The 16,520-nt window shown below is 41.2% G+C and carries 14 protein-coding genes; 11 read left to right on the forward strand and 3 right to left on the reverse strand.

The window, feature by feature from the left end; all coding sequences use genetic code 11:
- The first annotated feature begins 6 nt into the window (after positions 1–6).
- Positions 7–2,562 carry a sensor domain-containing diguanylate cyclase gene (locus ACQ96U_RS04740; RefSeq protein WP_431720078.1) on the forward strand — a complete coding sequence of 852 codons (2,556 nt, stop codon included), beginning with the start codon at positions 7–9 and terminating at the stop codon, positions 2,560–2,562.
- Positions 2,563–2,595: 33 nt separating this feature from the next.
- Here the strand turns inward: ACQ96U_RS04740 and ilvA are convergent, their stop codons facing one another.
- On the reverse strand, positions 2,596–4,137 hold the full coding sequence (gene ilvA, locus ACQ96U_RS04745; RefSeq protein ID WP_431720079.1) for a threonine ammonia-lyase, biosynthetic: 1,542 nt from the start codon (positions 4,135–4,137) through the stop codon (positions 2,596–2,598).
- Between the two features lie 157 nt (positions 4,138–4,294).
- Between ilvA and rpiA the strand changes: the two genes are divergently transcribed.
- The 3 genes from rpiA to ACQ96U_RS04760 all read left to right on the forward strand — a co-directional run bounded on the left by rpiA (position 4,295) and on the right by ACQ96U_RS04760 (position 7,517).
- Positions 4,295–4,972, forward strand: coding sequence for a ribose-5-phosphate isomerase RpiA (rpiA, locus tag ACQ96U_RS04750; protein ID WP_431720080.1), 678 nt, complete (start codon positions 4,295–4,297; stop codon positions 4,970–4,972).
- 199 nt (positions 4,973–5,171) lie between these two features.
- Positions 5,172–6,809, forward strand: a complete 1,638-nt coding sequence (locus tag ACQ96U_RS04755; protein ID WP_431720081.1) for a tetratricopeptide repeat protein — start codon at positions 5,172–5,174, stop codon at positions 6,807–6,809.
- 15 nt (positions 6,810–6,824) lie between these two features.
- Entirely contained in the window at positions 6,825–7,517 is a 693-nt protein-coding gene (locus tag ACQ96U_RS04760) for a sensor histidine kinase (RefSeq protein WP_431720082.1), read from the forward strand.
- Positions 7,518–7,565: 48 nt separating this feature from the next.
- On the opposite strand, the gene lpdA is transcribed toward ACQ96U_RS04760, so the two are convergent.
- Positions 7,566–9,698, reverse strand: coding sequence for a dihydrolipoyl dehydrogenase (lpdA, locus tag ACQ96U_RS04765; protein WP_431720083.1), 2,133 nt, complete (start codon positions 9,696–9,698; stop codon positions 7,566–7,568).
- A gap of 396 nt (positions 9,699–10,094) precedes the next feature.
- On the opposite strand from lpdA, the gene ACQ96U_RS04770 reads away from it, so the two are divergent.
- Positions 10,095–10,796 carry a hypothetical protein gene (locus ACQ96U_RS04770; RefSeq protein WP_431720084.1) on the forward strand — a complete coding sequence of 234 codons (702 nt, stop codon included), beginning with the start codon at positions 10,095–10,097 and terminating at the stop codon, positions 10,794–10,796.
- 138 nt (positions 10,797–10,934) lie between these two features.
- On the opposite strand, the gene ACQ96U_RS04775 is transcribed toward ACQ96U_RS04770, so the two are convergent.
- Positions 10,935–11,213, reverse strand: coding sequence for a hypothetical protein (locus ACQ96U_RS04775; protein WP_431720085.1), 279 nt, complete (start codon positions 11,211–11,213; stop codon positions 10,935–10,937).
- Positions 11,214–11,591: 378 nt separating this feature from the next.
- On the opposite strand from ACQ96U_RS04775, the gene lptM reads away from it, so the two are divergent.
- The 6 genes from lptM (at position 11,592) to ACQ96U_RS04805 (ending at position 16,493) form a co-directional block, all read left to right on the forward strand.
- Positions 11,592–11,711 carry an LPS translocon maturation chaperone LptM gene (gene lptM, locus ACQ96U_RS04780; protein WP_215820853.1) on the forward strand — a complete coding sequence of 40 codons (120 nt, stop codon included), beginning with the start codon at positions 11,592–11,594 and terminating at the stop codon, positions 11,709–11,711.
- Between the two features lie 34 nt (positions 11,712–11,745).
- Positions 11,746–12,996, forward strand: a complete 1,251-nt coding sequence (gene lysA, locus ACQ96U_RS04785) for a diaminopimelate decarboxylase (protein WP_431720086.1) — start codon at positions 11,746–11,748, stop codon at positions 12,994–12,996.
- A gap of 364 nt (positions 12,997–13,360) precedes the next feature.
- Positions 13,361–14,191 (forward strand): diaminopimelate epimerase, encoded by an 831-nt coding sequence (dapF, locus tag ACQ96U_RS04790; protein WP_431720087.1) that lies wholly within the window; start codon positions 13,361–13,363, stop codon positions 14,189–14,191.
- A complete protein-coding gene (locus ACQ96U_RS04795) occupies positions 14,188–14,880 on the forward strand; it encodes a DUF484 family protein (RefSeq protein ID WP_431720088.1) in 693 nt (230 codons plus the stop codon). The genes dapF and ACQ96U_RS04795 overlap by 4 nt, the downstream gene beginning before the upstream one ends.
- Before the next feature lie 4 nt (positions 14,881–14,884).
- Positions 14,885–15,796 (forward strand): tyrosine recombinase XerC, encoded by a 912-nt coding sequence (gene xerC / locus ACQ96U_RS04800; RefSeq protein WP_431720089.1) that lies wholly within the window; start codon positions 14,885–14,887, stop codon positions 15,794–15,796.
- Positions 15,789–16,493, forward strand: a complete 705-nt coding sequence (locus ACQ96U_RS04805) for an HAD family hydrolase (RefSeq protein ID WP_431720090.1) — start codon at positions 15,789–15,791, stop codon at positions 16,491–16,493. Before xerC ends, ACQ96U_RS04805 begins: the two co-directional genes overlap by 8 nt.
- Positions 16,494–16,520 lie beyond the last annotated feature (27 nt).

Below are 16,520 nucleotides of genomic sequence, written 5' to 3' on the forward strand. Positions count from 1 at the left end.
CAGCGAATGCCTGGTAAAGCTGAACTTACGTCTTCTGACAAACAGCACAGTGACATGCTAGTCAAGACTAGGTACGAAGACTATGCTGTTTTTATGGTGCATAGAATCCATAAGTACTTATTGCAGATACAGGGTGTTTTTGCTCAGTGTTATAGCATATTTATTGTTGGTGGCTCAGCTACTTTAATTGTTGGCGCAACCTGTTTGCTTGCACTTAGCCAAACAGCTTGGGGGGTCTCTATAACATTAATACTGTTGGCTAGTGCAGCGCTATCGCATTACCTCCAGCATTATCGCTTCTCCATCATACTCGGTGGTCTAACACTTTTTACCACATTGATTTCTCTGGCAACCCAACTGGTAACCACTGACTATAGTACTTTATCAATTTACTCCCCTTCCCAAGATCTAAACAATAACCCTTTGGCCAACCTTGCTTCATTAACGGTACTTGGCGCAGGCAGTATTAGCTTCCTGATTAACGAACGCATTTCCCCCCTTAAAAGTCTGCCATTCACTCGAGGTTTTTTAGCCAGTTGGCCTTTGATCTATGGTGTAACAGGACTTTACACGCTCTTACTTGACCTACCACCACAGTATGGATTCACCCATTTTTTTTCCACACTGTATGGAGATAACCTACTTATCAGCCTCTGTGGGTTAACCCTTATCATTGAACATACACCTTGGAAAAAATACCAAGAAGAGCGAGTGCCTGCCTGGGTTCCCCCTTACTTTGGTTTAATCATGGTTTTAGTGTCATTACTGGGCTACATGATTCTTGAAAAGAAAGACTACAATTTTCTCAAACAAAACACCCAACACACTACTCAGCAACTTGCCACAGAAATAAATCGATCACTCAATGCGCAACGCAATGCTTTACAACGCATGGCTGAACGCTGGTCAGTCCAAAAAACAATCGCTAAAAGTGTATGGTTAGCAGACGCTAATAATCTGCTTAAAGACTTCCCAAACTTTCAAGCCCTTGAATGGATGGACCAAGACTACACAATTCGCTGGGTTGTCCCCCTTGAGTCTAACAAAAAAGTTATTAACTTCCGGGTACCACCGAGTAACCCCGCTATATTTCACCTAAGAAGAGCTTTCACTCAACAAAGTAGTGTAACGACACAAGTTATTCCACTAGTACAAGGTGGCGAGGGCTTTATTAATTACACGCCGATATTTGATCAAAAAAATAATTTCTTCGGCTTTATTGTGGGGGTTTTTCGTGTCAAATCGGTAATCAATAGCTTACTGTCCAATCAATCTGATTATGAAGGATTTGCTTTCAAAGTCATTGAAAGCGGTAGAATCATTTATCAAACTGATTATTTAGAGGGATATGACCAACATGCTGCTATTAAAATCAGTACTAATATAAATGAACACTCACCTTGGACAATTTATGGTTACCCCTCGTTTGCAATAAGCAAACAAAGTCACTCTCTATTACCATTGACCGCTTTTATTGCGGCTATCTGTTTGAGTGGTTTTTTCACACTATGCCTATCTACTTTACGCAGAGTATATATTGAGAGCGAAAAAGCACAGCAAGCAAACGATAAGCTTACTTATGAAATTGAAGAACGCCAACGAATTGAAGAACAATTTCAAGAGCAAACACTACAATTAGACTTGTTTACTAATTTAGTCAACTTATCTCGCGATGCTCTTATCATTGTGGATAACAATACACGCGAATTGATGTATTACAATAACTCCACATTTACATCATTAGGTTATGCTGAACATGAGTTTATGTTGGCCTTACAGCATGGCAATCTAGTGGCCAAAAAAATGGAGCGTATTATTCAAAAAGCTGCATCCTCCCGACGAAAACTTACTTCGAGCATTTATCAAATGGAAGTGATTAAAAAGGATGGCTCTGCACTACAAGTCGAAGTGACGACTCGCACTACTATACTAAACCGTCGAAAGTATCTACTGGTTGTTGTCCACGATGTAACAGAACATCGTGAACTTGAAAAACGACTTATCACTCTGTCAACACGTGATATGCTTACTGGGGTTTACAACCGTAAACACTTTGAGTCCATGCTAATCAATGAGTGGGAACGTGCTGCTCGGCAGGAAGAGCCTTTAGCCCTCATGATAATCGATATTGATAATTTTCGCTTTTACAATGAGGCGCATGGCCACCAACAAGGTGATATCTGTTTAAAAGATGTCGCCAATATTTTAAAGCGATCGATCACCCGTAGTGTGGATGTTTTAAGTCGATTTGAAGGCCAGCAGTTTGTTGCTTTACTGCCTGAAACGGACCAGTTCGGGGCAGAAGAAATTGCACGCCGTATTCACAATAACTTGCACGATGCCCATATTCACCACCCTCTTTCCAGCATTGCTTCATTTGTGACCGTATCAATAGGTTTATCAGCAGGTATCCCTGAACCAGGTTCTTGTAGCCAAGACTTAATTAAGTTTGCGCAGAAAGCATTAGCTCTTGCCAAAAAAGGTGGGTGCAATCAGACCGTTAGTAATGAACATGTTCGGCCTGATCTTCATGAAGTCAAAAAAAGCAAGCAACAACAATAAGGCAGTACCAACCTAAAATCTAACAGCCAGCTTCTAGCCTAAAAAGAGCTGGTAGGCTGGGTTTTCTGATTCAGGCCAATAGTGATAACCTATTTCTTCCAAAAATGCTGGTACTTGCTCTCGTTCGTTCAAAGGCACCTGTAAACCAACACATACCCGTCCATAAGCCGCGCCATGATTTCGATAGTGAAACATGGAAATATTCCAACGTTGGCCCAATTTATTCAAAAATCGTAACAATGCACCAGGTCGCTCAGGGAATTCAAAACGGTAAACAACTTCATTATCGACGGCTGTTGCATGCCCACCCACCATATGACGTATATGTAGTTTTGCCAGCTCATTATCCGTCAAATCGTTAACCGCATATCCTTGCTTTGCTAACGATTGAATAATTGCTTGCGCTTTATCGTGCGGGCCAATGCCTGTTTGTACGCCCACAAATATCTGTGCTTCACGTGCCGTATGATAACGGTAATTAAACTCTGTGATATTACGTTTACCTAAAGCCTGGCAAAAAGCCTTAAAACTACCGGGTTTTTCAGGAATGGTAACAGCAATTATTGCCTCTCGCCGCTCCCCTAACTCAGCTCGTTCCGAAATATAACGCAGCCGATCAAAATTCACATTGGCACCACTATCAATGGCTAGAAAAGTGTGTCCGTGCGTTTTGTGTAGATCAACATACTTTTTAACACCTGCAATCCCTAAGGCTCCAGCAGGCTCACAAATGGAACGAGTATCATCATAAATATCTTTAATTGCAGCGCATATTTCATCGGCTGTGACAGTGATGACATCGTCCACATAGCGCTGGCAAATTTTGAATGTCTCTTCACCTATTTGGGCAACAGCAACACCATCAGCAAATATGCCTACTTGAGGTAATACAACCCGCTCTCCAGCCTGCATAGCCGCTTGTAAACATGCAGACTCTTCAAACTCAACTCCAATAATTTTAATCTCAGGCCGAAGATACTTTGCATAAGCAGCAATGCCTGCAATCAGCCCTCCGCCCCCAACGGGAACAAAAATCGCGTCAAGCTTGCCTGAATGCTGACGTAAAACCTCCATCGCAATCGTGCCCTGACCCGCGATCGTATCTACATCATCATAAGGGTGGATATACACATACCCATGCTCTGTAACTAACTTTTGCGAGTAGGCTAAGGCTTCATCAAAAGCATCGCCATGCAAAATGACTTGAGCCCCTCTTTCTTTAACAGCGCGCACTTTAATTTCAGGCGTTGTTTGTGGCATCACAATAACAGCCTTGATACCCAGTTTTTTCGCCGCCAACGCCAAACCTTGAGCATGATTTCCCGCGGACGCAGCAATAACTCCTCGCGCTTTTTCATCCTCAGACAACTGAGCTACCCGGTTATAGGCACCACGAATTTTAAAAGAAAATACCGGTTGCAGGTCTTCTCGCTTAATTAAAATCGTATTTTGAAGACGCTTGGATAAGAAAACTGCCTGATCAATCGGTGTTTCAACGGCCACATCATAGACTGGCGCTTCTAATATTTTTTTAATGTATTGCTGAAGCATGACATCCTTCTTTACAACACTCATTAATTTTATGGAAGGTATACTATTCTATAACGTATTAGTCACAGTGTGCAGCGTCAATATCCCTAATCAATAGAAACGCTTGCCTTGGATGAGAATACCCTCAACGAAAGGTATATAATTCCCGCCGTAAAGATTCTTAAAGCAAAAGGTACTATTCATGTCTGTCAATCAGGACCAGCTTAAACAAGCTGTAGCACTAGCAGCACTCGACCATATCAAGCCTCACTTAGAACAAGACAGCATCATTGGCATTGGTACAGGCTCAACCGCTAACTTTTTTATCGATGCACTCGCGGCTATTAAAAACCAATTTGATGGTGCGGTCGCCAGCTCTGAAGCAAGTGCAGACCGTCTTAAGTCACACGGTATCCCTGTTTATGACCTCAATACGGTAAGTTCCTTAGAATTTTATATTGACGGTGCAGATGAAAGTAACCACCAACTTCAGCTTATTAAAGGCGGTGGAGCAGCACTCACAAGAGAAAAAATTGTAGCAGCCGTTGCTAAATCATTCGTTTGTATTGCCGATGAAAGTAAGCTGGTTGATGTGTTGGGCTCATTCCCATTACCTGTTGAAGTCATCCCCATGGCTCGTAGCTATGCAGCTAGAGAAATCGTTAAGTTGGGAGGAGATCCGCAATATCGGGAAGGTGTTGTTACAGATAACGGCAATGTGATTCTGGATGTCTGGAATCTCAGCATCACCAATCCTCGAGAGCTTGAAGCTAAGCTCAATAATATTACAGGGGTTGTCACAAACGGTATTTTTGCACTTCGACCTGCTGATATTCTTCTGCTTGGCACTCAAGAAGGTGTAAAAACAATCACCGTTTAATGCCTTGCTGTTAATGTTACTTTGCTCACCGCAGCACTCCACTTTATAACTTAATGGCGACTAAGTGGAGTGCATTGCTTATGTCCTTACGCCCTTTCATTCATAAGACAACAGATCAAAACCCTTCACTTAGTCCTACCTGATAGCTGCTATACTGATTGCCAGAAACCATGCTTTTTGAACATGGACTGGATAACCGATGGCATTCATTAATTACAGCGACAAACGTTTTCTTATTATTGATGACTTTGAGAACTTTCGTTTATCTATAAAGAAGATGCTGGATAGCTTTGGTGTTTCCAAAGTCGATATGGCAATTAATGGTCGAGATGCAATTGCTGCCTGTAAAAACCAAGACTACGATGTCATTCTATGTGACTATAACCTTGGTTCTGGGAAAAACGGTCAACAAATACTTGATGAGCTTCGTTATACCCGACGCCTCAAAAATACCAGCCTGTTTTTACTGATTACAGCAGAAGCCACAAAAGATATGGTGTTAGGCGCATTGGAACATCAACCTGATGCTTACCTGACCAAGCCTATCACCCAGTCTATGCTAAAGAACCGTCTTGACCGGCTGATGGATGAACATTATCAGGTTTTACCCATAAAAAAAGCACTGGATCAAAACAATATTAAGCAAGCAATCAGTGAATGCCAAAAGGTCCTGAAACAAGACTCAAGAAGTCATAAATGGTGTACCCGAAAACTCGCCGAATTATATTACCAAAATAAAAATTACGATGAAGCAGAACAGATTTGTCAGAAACAATTAGAAGAGCGAAAGTTAGACTGGCCTTACTTAACGCTCGGCAAAGTCGCCGCTGCACGAAATAATTATCCCCAAGCCCTAGAGTACTTTAATCAGCTCCTTGCCCTCAATCCTCAGTATGTTAACTGTTATGATGAGATTGCCGCGACGTATCTTGCGATTGGTGATGCAACCAAAGCACAACAAGCGATTATGACAGGGGTACAAATTTCACCTCGCTCAGTTCATCGCCAACTCAAGCTTGCTGAAATCAGCCGTAAAAATGATGATCTTGATACCGCAACACAAGCCTACCGAAATACCGTAGAACTAGGAAAAAACTCCATTCATGATACAACAGATAATCATCTAAACTTTGCACGTTGTTTATCCGATAATGCTGAACATGACTACTCAAAAGAAGGCAAATTCCAAGCTAAGGAAGCCTTAAATATTCTGGAACAAATCAATAAAAAATATAAAGATGATCCCAAATTAATGTTGCAGTCAGCAATGATAACGTCCCGTGTTCATGCCGGCCAAAATAATGAAGCTGATGCTGAAAAATCTTTAACATCAGCCTTAAAAGCAATGGAAAATATGGGAGATAGTGTTAGTCCTGATATCCAACTAGAAATGGCGAAAACACTCTTCACCAACAATCGTACTGAAGACGCAGAACAGATTTTAAGAAAAGTTATTGCTGAAAACCCTGATAAACAAGATTTAATTGATCAGGCCAATGCACTCTTAGATGAACCCGTCAGTATCAAAAATCGTATTAAAGCCGCAGCAATTAACCAAGAAGCAATTACGGCCTACGAGCAACAAGACTTTTCTAAAGCCATTGAAAAGTTCACGGAAGCGCTCAAGTTTTCTCCAAGACACCCAGGGCTCAATTTAAATTTAATTCAAGCTTACCTTAAGCAAATGAGTGACTCAGGACTTGCCAAAAAAACGCTAGAGCAGTGTCAAACTTATGTAAATAATGTAAGCCATATTCATGCGTCTCATCCACAGTTTGAACGTTATGAGGCGTTAAAAAGTAAAATAGCCTCATTGCAACAAAAACTATCAGCATAGTCTTCGGAGATAATTATGGCGGATGCTCCTACTTTAGATTTCTCTCTAGTACTTGCTGCTACAGTGCATGATATGAAAAACTCGCTTGGCATGCTGTTAGGCTCTATCGAAGAAACCGTTGAACAGTTCCCACCTAAAACACAAGCACAGTCTGAGTATTATGCATTACTGCATTACGAAGCTTCTCGAGTCAATAATGATCTGATCCAGTTACTCGGCTTATATCGACTAGACCAGGATCAATTATTGTTACAAATAGAAGAACAGTTTGTAATGGATTTGTTAGAAGAGCAAACCTTACGTAATAAAATCTTATTTGACGCAAGAAATATAAACTTAGAAATTGACTGCCCTGCTCATTTAAGCTGGTACTACGACCGAGATTTGATTGCCTGTGTCCTCAATAACGTATTAGTCAATACCCTACGCTACACCAAAGACAAAATTAAAATTACTGCACAAGCAACCAACGAGTTAACGATACTAATAGCAGACAATGGTCCTGGTTATCCAGATCACATGCTTATTGACCCATTACACTTTCACTCGCAAAAATCCATTAATACGCATACAGGCAGTACCCATCTTGGACTTTATTTTGCCCAACGAATTGCCCAGCTTCATACACAAGAAAACAGTGCTGGCTATATTCAGCTGGAAAATAACAGTGAACTGGGTGGAGGTGTCTTTAAGCTGGTTTTACCATAACGAACACCACCCTCTAGCAGATATATAAAATTAACTACGACACTAAACCTACTCGTGTTTCCCTTGACGCTCCCATTGATGGTATCGTGCCAACCCATTGAGCAACTTCTCAGGTGCATGCGCCTTTTTCCAAACACCAGCCGCATACTTATTAGCTTCTGATAATGTAGGGTAAATATGAATGGTACCTAGAATCTTATTTAAGCCTAATCCATGTTTCATGGCTGAAATATATTCTGTAATTAATTCACTGGCGTGATACCCAACAATTGTCACCCCTAAAATAGTATCTTTACCAGGGACGGTAAGTACTTTAACAAAGCCATGGGCCTCTTCATCAGCAATGGCCCGGTCCAGATCATCGATATTATATCGAGTGACTTCATAAGCAATATTTTGCTCTTGAGCCTCTTGTTCATTAAAACCAACACGAGCCACTTCGGGATCAGTAAATGTTGCCCAGGGAATAACTCGGTAGTCTACTTTAAACTTTTTAAATCGTCTAAATAGGGCATTTACTGCAGCATACCATGCTTGGTGTGATGCCGTATGAGTAAACTGATAAGGACCAGCAACATCTCCACAAGCATAAATATTTGGAAACTTTGTTTGTAAATATTCATTGACGGCAATTGTTCCACGCTCAGTCAATGCAATACCTAATGCATCCAAACCAAGGTTTGCTGTATTTGCTTGACGACCTACTGCTACTAAAACAAGATCAAAACTTAGTGTTTTCTGGCTCCCATTTGCTTCCAAAATAACCTGCTTTTGTCCATCTTTAAGATAGAATTCTACAGGCTTATGACCTGCTAACACTTCTATACCTTCTTCTATAAATTTCTGCTGTATTAATGCAGAGACTTCTTCATCTTCACGAGGCATCAAGCGAGGCGCTATATCTATTTGTGTAACGCTTACCCCAAGTCGAGCGAATGCTTGAGTTAACTCACAACCAATAGGTCCTCCCCCAATCACCAACATTCGTTCTGGACGCTCACGAATACGCCAGATTGTGTCTGACGTGTAATAATCTATAGTGTCTAACCCAGGAATTGGCGGCACCATAGGGCTTCCACCTGAAGCAATAATGATGTTTTTCGTAGTGACCGTTTTTCCATCAATATCGACAGAATAAGGGGTTTTAATGGTCGCAGTTCCTGTTACACACTCAACACCCAGTGTGGTATAACGCTCAATAGAATCATGAGGCTCTACTTTTTGAATAACTTGCTGTACCCTTTCCATCACCTTAGCAAAGTCCACTTGCACTTCAGGTTGAGCAATACCATAAGCCTCTGCGCGTCGAAAATAGTGCGCCATTTTGGCTGATCTTAATAACGCTTTTGAGGGAACACATCCCGTATTTAAGCAATCTCCCCCCATTTTATAGCGCTCAATCAACATGACCTTTGCTTTAACTGCAGCCGCAATATAAGCTGATACCAGCCCAGCAGAGCCTGCCCCGATCACCAATAAATTTGTATCAAAGTGAGTAGGTCTGGGATACGATTTCAGCACTTTGTACTCCTTCCAGCGCGTTATTACCGCTTTAGCCAGCCAGGGGAATATTCCCAGCAAAAGAAATGCAGCGATAATTTCTGGCTGTAATACGCCTTTAATTGATAACGCTTCAACCTGTGTCAGACTTGCTCCAGCCCCCACATAAACAATTGTTCCTGGCAACATACCCACCTGACTGACGATAAAAAAGCGCCCTGTCCGAATGGGCGTTAATCCCATGACTAAGTTAATAACAAAAAAGGGAATAGCAGGAATCAAACGTAATGTAAAAAGGTAAAAAGCCCCTTCTTGACGAATACCTTGGTTAATTGTTTTCAAATAACTTGAAAAACGGCTTTGTACCCAGTCATGGAGTAATGTGCGCGAAAGTAAGAATGCTAAGGTAGCCCCAATCGTACTGGCAAACGATACCAAAATAGTACCGTGTAACAGTCCAAAAATGACACCTGCAACCAATGTCATGAGTGCTGCGCCAGGCAGTGATAGCCCAGTAACTGCCACATAAATAACAAAGAAAATCAATGCTGTTTCTATAGGGTTCTGATCATAAAGTGACTGAAAGAAAGAAACAGAAAGGTACTGTTCAAGATCAAGTAGAAAAAAAAGAGCTATGGCAATAGCAACACTCGTTGCCAATATCAGTTTTGATTTCTTCATTAGTAGTCCTGCACTAGAGGTATGATCCCCTATAACATTTTATATACCCTTCACGAATAACTTTTATAGCACTAAGGCAAAAGGGCTTTGCTAGCTTCATTCTTAACCACCAAGGATGATGGGAATACAGTTTATGCAGAAGCACTTAACGGCCCCTACAGTCACTTATTATTTATCAGCTCCTGCGCTTCATAACTCGATGGCCTCGCCTAAAAGCCATTCGTGTTGGTTATGCCATCATCAACTCTGACCTGATTACACTGTGTTTTATTTCAAAAACTAACACTCTCTGCTTGCCTTGCTATTATAAGCTATCCAAATTGTGAGCTACCCCCAGCCTCCTTCAGTACGCAAAAGGTAAAGTATCAAGTAGTCATGTCAGAGGGGGCCGTTAAAATGAAACAACGCTTTAACACCAAGCTATGGTATATTACCTGCGCTCTATGCCTCACCCTCCAGATGAGCCTTCAAGTTCAGGCTTCATCACCTAGCACAGATACTAAGCAACCTACTACTCAGACTACACCTGTTGCTAATCATAGCTGTCAAGAGCAGTTTTGTGAGCTCATTGCACTTGAACAACCTTGGCCAGCTAAAGTAACGCCCCCAGCCCAAGCCACTACACTGCTATTCGATGCCTTTCGATTTAGAGTTACTGGTCCATTTTCATCCATCAGTCAAACAGAAAATGAGCTGTTCTTAAAGCAACGTGTGGGATTCTCTCTAGCACTGCAGATATTAACGCTTGATGATTACCCTGAACTTAAAAATAGCAACATTAAAGCTCATGATATACCCACTATTATGTTTGAAGTTCCCCGGAAGAAAATACTACAGGAAAAACAACCCAATATTCGTGCACTTAAACTGGGTCTTTATAAAGCAGCGAGACACACTGATTTTAAAACATTTGATCAAGTATCTGTTATTCGCAATGGTGATATCAAAGCTTTCTTAATTAAAGGGGACAATATTTCATTTAACTACGCAGCGTATTTTATAGATTTAAACATACCAGGTAAATTTTATCGGATTGAGTTCAACCATGGTAATAAACGAAACTGGTTGAATTTATTGGGCTCAATGTCTATCAACTAAAGGGGGTCTCTAAAAATAGTGAATACAGTGCTCCCCCCTCTCATTTTATATAGTAATTTTTACTCAATAAAAAAGAGAGCCAAAAAACTGGCTCTCTTTTTTTTCAAGCTATAACTATACTATTCAACTACTGTATAATTATGGATCTACTTTATCTAAGTTCTTACGGATAAAGTTTTCAATTGTTTGGCAAGCAAGGAAAGGAGAGCGCTCAGTAATAGTAATTACTGCTTCCTTATCAACAATTGTATACTCACCTTTAACTGTACCAAAAACAGGTACTGAAACACTGAATTTGCCAGAATGAGTATCGCCTTCCAATGTACCACCATTACCATCAATCATCACTTTAACACGCGCATAAATATCTTCTGGCTGACCATTAAACGCTACTTTAAAAGGTGCACATGATGCCATAACTAATATCTCCTTATTAATTATAAAAATTTATTTTTTAGCTTACCAACAGTGACTATTTATGTTTTTCATAGCCTGCTGTAGAAGCTGATGACAATAGTACGCACCACTAAAAAAAATATAATTTGGAAAAAACTCCATAGATTTTTTTATAATGCACCAGAAGAAAACGAGAATGATCCTATATTAAATAACCGATCTTGATCACATAGCGTAGCCCAAGCATTACACATACACTGACTTATGAAAGCGTATTCCTAAATTACACCGACTAACCTATTGTGAAAGATAGAATTAGAATCAGCGTCTAAATAGCCAGCACGGTATTGACAAGGTATACTATTTCTTTTGAATATCTACTGGATAGGAGCAAGTGTGATGCGTATCATCTTCTCAATGGTTTTGCTGTTGTTACTGTCCGGCTGTGGCCAAAAAGGGCCTTTATATTTGCCAGATGATACAGAGCAACAGCAAACGACTGAAGAAACAGCTGAGTAAAAAATCACAACCAGACAGGTGTACTTAGGTCATTATGGATCACTTTCACTATCAAGACGGTGAACTCTTTGCAGAAAATGTTCCCGTCGCTAAGATAGCCGCACAATTTGGCACCCCCACCTACCTCTACTCTCGTGCGACATTAACCCGCCATTTTCAGGCATACCAACGCGCTTTGGGTAATCACCCGCACTTAATTTGCTTTGCTGTCAAGGCAAACGCCAATATTGCAGTACTCAACGTGCTTGCCAAGCTAGGGGCCGGTTTTGATATTGTTTCTGTGGGTGAGTTAGAGAGAGTGCTTGCGGCAGGAGGCGATCCCAAAAAAGTTGTTTTTTCAGGTGTAGGCAAACAGCCTCATGAAATGCGTCGAGCATTGTCAGTGGGTGTACATTGTTTTAATGTTGAGTCCATTGCAGAGTTGGAACAACTTCAAGCTGTCGCCAGTGATATGGATATCGTTGCCAACATTTCTATGCGTGTTAATCCTGATGTGGATCCACAAACACACCCTTATATATCCACAGGACTAAAAGAAAATAAGTTTGGTATCGATATAAATGAAGCAATCACTGTTTATGAGCAGGCGGCTCGTTTAAGTCATATCCATATTATTGGCATTGATTGCCACATTGGGTCTCAACTGACTTCTTTACCTCCATTTCTAGATGCCCTAGACCGGCTTCTGGGCTTAGTTGACGCACTGGCGGCAAAAGGAATTACCATACAACATTTGGATTTAGGTGGAGGGCTTGGGGTACCTTATCGAAATGAGCAACCTCCCGAACCTGATACTTATGCGAGTGCCATTTTAGAACGTTTGGGCAGTCGCGCCTTAGAACTTATCTTTGAGCCAGGTCGATCGATTGCTGCCAATGCAGGCATTCTCATTACACGAGTTGACTATTTAAAGCCCACAGCAACAAAACACTTTGCCATTGTCGATGCAGCCATGAATGATCTGCTGCGACCCGCTCTTTACCAGGCATGGCAAGAAATTATTCCCGTGACTCCCCGTCATGACTGCGAATCTCAAACCTATGATATTGTTGGTGCTATTTGTGAAACCAGTGACTTTTTAGGTAAAGATCGCGAATTGGCTATTCAGCCTCAGGACTTATTAGCGGTACGTTCAGCAGGTGCCTACGGCTTTGTTATGAGCTCCAATTACAATACACGTAACCGAGCCGCTGAAGTGATGGTTGATGGTGATCAGTATCATTTAATTCGCAAACGTGAAACCATTACAGAGCAACTTGCTAATGAGCTATTGCTGCCAGAGTAATCCCAAGCTCATAATTTTTATACCCAGTAAAAGGTATACATGCCTCGCTAGCCTGAACTTGGGCTAGCAATATATCCTTAAGCTACATAATTAAACCGTAAAACCTAGCACGAAAATAAAAAACAAACCTAGTGTTAATACACAGCAAGTACTGTTAGGCTTAAGACAAACGAAACACCTCTATGTGAATTTATATCTGCGACAAGTGATGTACTCACACTTAGTCGTTTTTTATACCCACAATTTAAGAGGATATACTCTAGAATGGCATAGTCATGGTTATGCTCCTTTCTATGAGTATCAAAACGACATAATTACAACAGACTTGTTTTCATAAAGTATTTAAGAATTGAGACTATTTTAAATGCTACTTCGCTTCACCAAAATGCACGGATTGGGCAATGATTTTATGGTAATCGATCTGGTTACCCAACATGCTCGTCTCACCCAAGAAAAAATCAAACAGCTAGCCAACCGGCACTTTGGTATTGGCTTTGACCAACTGCTCATTGTCGAGCCTCCTTCCAAGCCTGATGTAGACTTCAAATACCGTATATTTAATGCCGATGGTTCTGAAGTTGAACAATGTGGTAATGGTGCACGCTGCTTTGCCCGTTTTGTCAGAGACCGGAAATTAACCAGCAAACGCTCTATCAATGTTGAAACCCAGGGTGGCGATATAACGCTCATTGTCCATAATAACAATGCCGTTGAAGTAGATATGGGGCATCCAATACTTGAGCCGGCACAGATACCATTTCATGCGAGACAGCAAGCCATCACCTATCCTATTCAATGTCACAACCAAGCCTTTGAAGTGAGTGCCGTCTCCATGGGTAATCCTCATATGGTTCTGCTTGTTGAAGATATTCTTCAAGCCCAGGTTGAAAAATGGGGACCTTTGCTGGAAAAACATGAATCTTTCCCACAACGTGCTAATGTTGGTTTTATGCAAGTCATTAATTCGCAACAAATTAAGTTACGTGTATTTGAACGGGGTGCAGGAGAAACCCTTGCGTGTGGAACAGGTGCCTGTGCAGCCGTTGTGGCCGGCCGTCTTCAAAATTTGTTAACAGAGCAAGTTCAGGTGGATCTGCCAGGAGGCTCATTACAAATAGAATGGCAGGGAAGTGGACACTCAGTGCGTATGATCGGGCCAGCAACCCGTGTTTTTGAGGGGCAAGTACGTATATGAAAGAACAACAACAAACCATACCACAAACACTAACCACTGAAGACGAAGTGGCTGATTACCTAAAGGCTAATCCCAACTTCTTGTATCAACGACCAGATCTGCTTAAATTACTCGAAATACCACACCCATCGGGACAAGCAACCTCCCTGATTGAACGACAAGTGTCTCTCCTCAGAGAGCGCAACCTGGAATTACGCAACCAGCTTAACAAGTTATTAGATATTGCAAGAGAAAATGATTCGCTCTTTGAAAAAACCCGCCGATTAATTACTGAGCTGTTGGAAGCCAAATCACTGGATGAAATTGGCAAGGTTTGTCGTATTACCTTGAAACATGAATTTAATGTTGATTTTGTAAGCCTTATACTTTTGGCTGACAACCCAAAAGTAAGTGCTTACTTCCAAATTCAACCGCTCACGCTTGCCCAACAAAAGATTTCTATCTTGCTTGCACAAGATAAACCTGTTTGTGGTGTCCTTCGACCCAACGAACAAGAATTTTTATTTCAAGAACATGCACAAGCTGTTGGTTCCAGTGCTGTCATTACACTACGTAGTACACAGCCCATAGGTATACTTGCCATCGGTAGTAAAGATAGTAAACATTTTCAAACAGCAATGGGGACACTCTTCATTAGCTACATTGCTGATATACTAAGTCGAGCGTTACTCCAATATTGGCCTCATTAATAGCATGACTCGACTTGAACTGATTATTAATCAATTTATAAATTTCTTGCATGTTGAACGTCGACTGGCCGAAAACACTCTGACCAGTTACCAGCGAGATTTACAGCAATTACTTGCTTTTATGCAAGATCAACAGCTACAGCAATGGTCACAATTATCAACCACACTACTCCGAGCTTTTCTGCAGTCTCAACACCAACGTGGTCTAAACCCTAGATCAATTCAACGTCAGCTGGCAACTTTACGACATTTTTGTAAATATCTGTATATAAACCAACATTTATCAACCAATATTACACTTAACCTACGAGCCCCAAAAACACAACGAAAGTTGCCTGATACGCTTACCGTGGATCAACTGGAGCACTTACTCTCCCCACCAGAAGATGATCCTCTACTCTATCGCGACCATGCTATATTAGAGCTTTTTTATTCTTCAGGGTTGCGCTTAAATGAACTCGTCATGCTTGATATTGGCGATATCAACTTAACGTCACGACTGGTAAAAGTTCAAGGGAAAGGAAATAAAGAACGGCTGTTACCTGTAGGCAGCAAAGCGATTGATAGCTTAGAACGTTGGTTATCTATTCGTCCCCAACTTGCCAAGCAGGCATGCACTGCACTCTTTATTTCACTACGCGGAACACGCATCAGTACACGACAAGTACAGTACAGGCTCGCTAAACTGGCCCAGGAAAAAAACTTAAACAGTAAATTGCATCCTCATATGTTACGACATAGCTTTGCCACACATATGCTTGAAGGCAGCAAGGACTTACGGGCAGTGCAGGAGTTACTGGGACATAAAGATATTTCAACCACCCAAATGTATACCCACATTGATTTTGAATACCTCAGTAACGTATACGATAGCAGCCACCCCCGCTCCAAACGCAGTAAAAAAAATCATGATTAAAGCGGTTACTTTCGACCTTGATGATACCCTTTGGGATAATAAACCCGTCATGGTAGTAGCCGAGTCAGCCATGTACACTTGGCTAAAACAACATTGCAAGCAATTAACTCAACAATATTCTTTAGCACAACTCAAAACGCTAAAGGATGAGCTATTAGATAAAAATCCTGAATTAACACATGATGTCAGTGAGTTACGACGCCATACTCTTGAACAAGCGCTATCAGAATGTGGCTATGGTGACTCATCCAGAAAACTCGCTGAGCAAGCATTTGCACGCTTTTTATCCACTAGACAACAAGTGACTTACTTCCCTCATACTGAGAAAACATTACAACAGTTAAGTCAACGATATAGCTTAGGCGTCATTACCAATGGTAATGCAGAAATATCTCAAATGAGTATTGGACAATACTTTTCCTTTGCTATTAAAGCTGAAGAACTCAAAATTAGTAAACCAGACCCTACTATTTTCTCGGAAGCAGTCGTATTAGCAGGTGTTCAAGCTAATCAAATCGCTCATATTGGAGACCATCCCATTCATGATATTTTAGGTGCAAACCAGGCGGGTTTTAAATCAATTTGGTTTAACCCTCAACAAGACAACTGGGTGTACCATGAATACCAGCCTGATGCTATCGCCCATAGCCTACATGAAATCCCAACGTTAATTGATAAATTATCCGAAAACAAATAATGCTCGCTGACATTAGGCGTAAATTCC

The organism is Zooshikella sp. RANM57, assembly GCF_050749885.1.
Taxonomy (GTDB): Bacteria; Pseudomonadota; Gammaproteobacteria; order Pseudomonadales; family Zooshikellaceae; genus Zooshikella.

Coding starts and splice junctions, on each gene's coding strand:
- ACQ96U_RS04740 (WP_431720078.1), top strand. CDS start 7: ATGCCTGGTAAAGCTGAACTTACGTCTTCTGACAAACAGCACAGTGAC.
- ilvA (WP_431720079.1), bottom strand. CDS start 4,137: ATGAGTGTTGTAAAGAAGGATGTCATGCTTCAGCAATACATTAAAAAA.
- rpiA (WP_431720080.1), top strand. CDS start 4,295: ATGTCTGTCAATCAGGACCAGCTTAAACAAGCTGTAGCACTAGCAGCA.
- ACQ96U_RS04755 (WP_431720081.1), top strand. CDS start 5,172: ATGGCATTCATTAATTACAGCGACAAACGTTTTCTTATTATTGATGAC.
- ACQ96U_RS04760 (WP_431720082.1), top strand. CDS start 6,825: ATGGCGGATGCTCCTACTTTAGATTTCTCTCTAGTACTTGCTGCTACA.
- lpdA (WP_431720083.1), bottom strand. CDS start 9,698: ATGAAGAAATCAAAACTGATATTGGCAACGAGTGTTGCTATTGCCATA.
- ACQ96U_RS04770 (WP_431720084.1), top strand. CDS start 10,095: ATGAAACAACGCTTTAACACCAAGCTATGGTATATTACCTGCGCTCTA.
- ACQ96U_RS04775 (WP_431720085.1), bottom strand. CDS start 11,213: ATGGCATCATGTGCACCTTTTAAAGTAGCGTTTAATGGTCAGCCAGAA.
- lptM (WP_215820853.1), top strand. CDS start 11,592: ATGCGTATCATCTTCTCAATGGTTTTGCTGTTGTTACTGTCCGGCTGT.
- lysA (WP_431720086.1), top strand. CDS start 11,746: ATGGATCACTTTCACTATCAAGACGGTGAACTCTTTGCAGAAAATGTT.
- dapF (WP_431720087.1), top strand. CDS start 13,361: ATGCTACTTCGCTTCACCAAAATGCACGGATTGGGCAATGATTTTATG.
- ACQ96U_RS04795 (WP_431720088.1), top strand. CDS start 14,188: ATGAAAGAACAACAACAAACCATACCACAAACACTAACCACTGAAGAC.
- xerC (WP_431720089.1), top strand. CDS start 14,885: ATGACTCGACTTGAACTGATTATTAATCAATTTATAAATTTCTTGCAT.
- ACQ96U_RS04805 (WP_431720090.1), top strand. CDS start 15,789: ATGATTAAAGCGGTTACTTTCGACCTTGATGATACCCTTTGGGATAAT.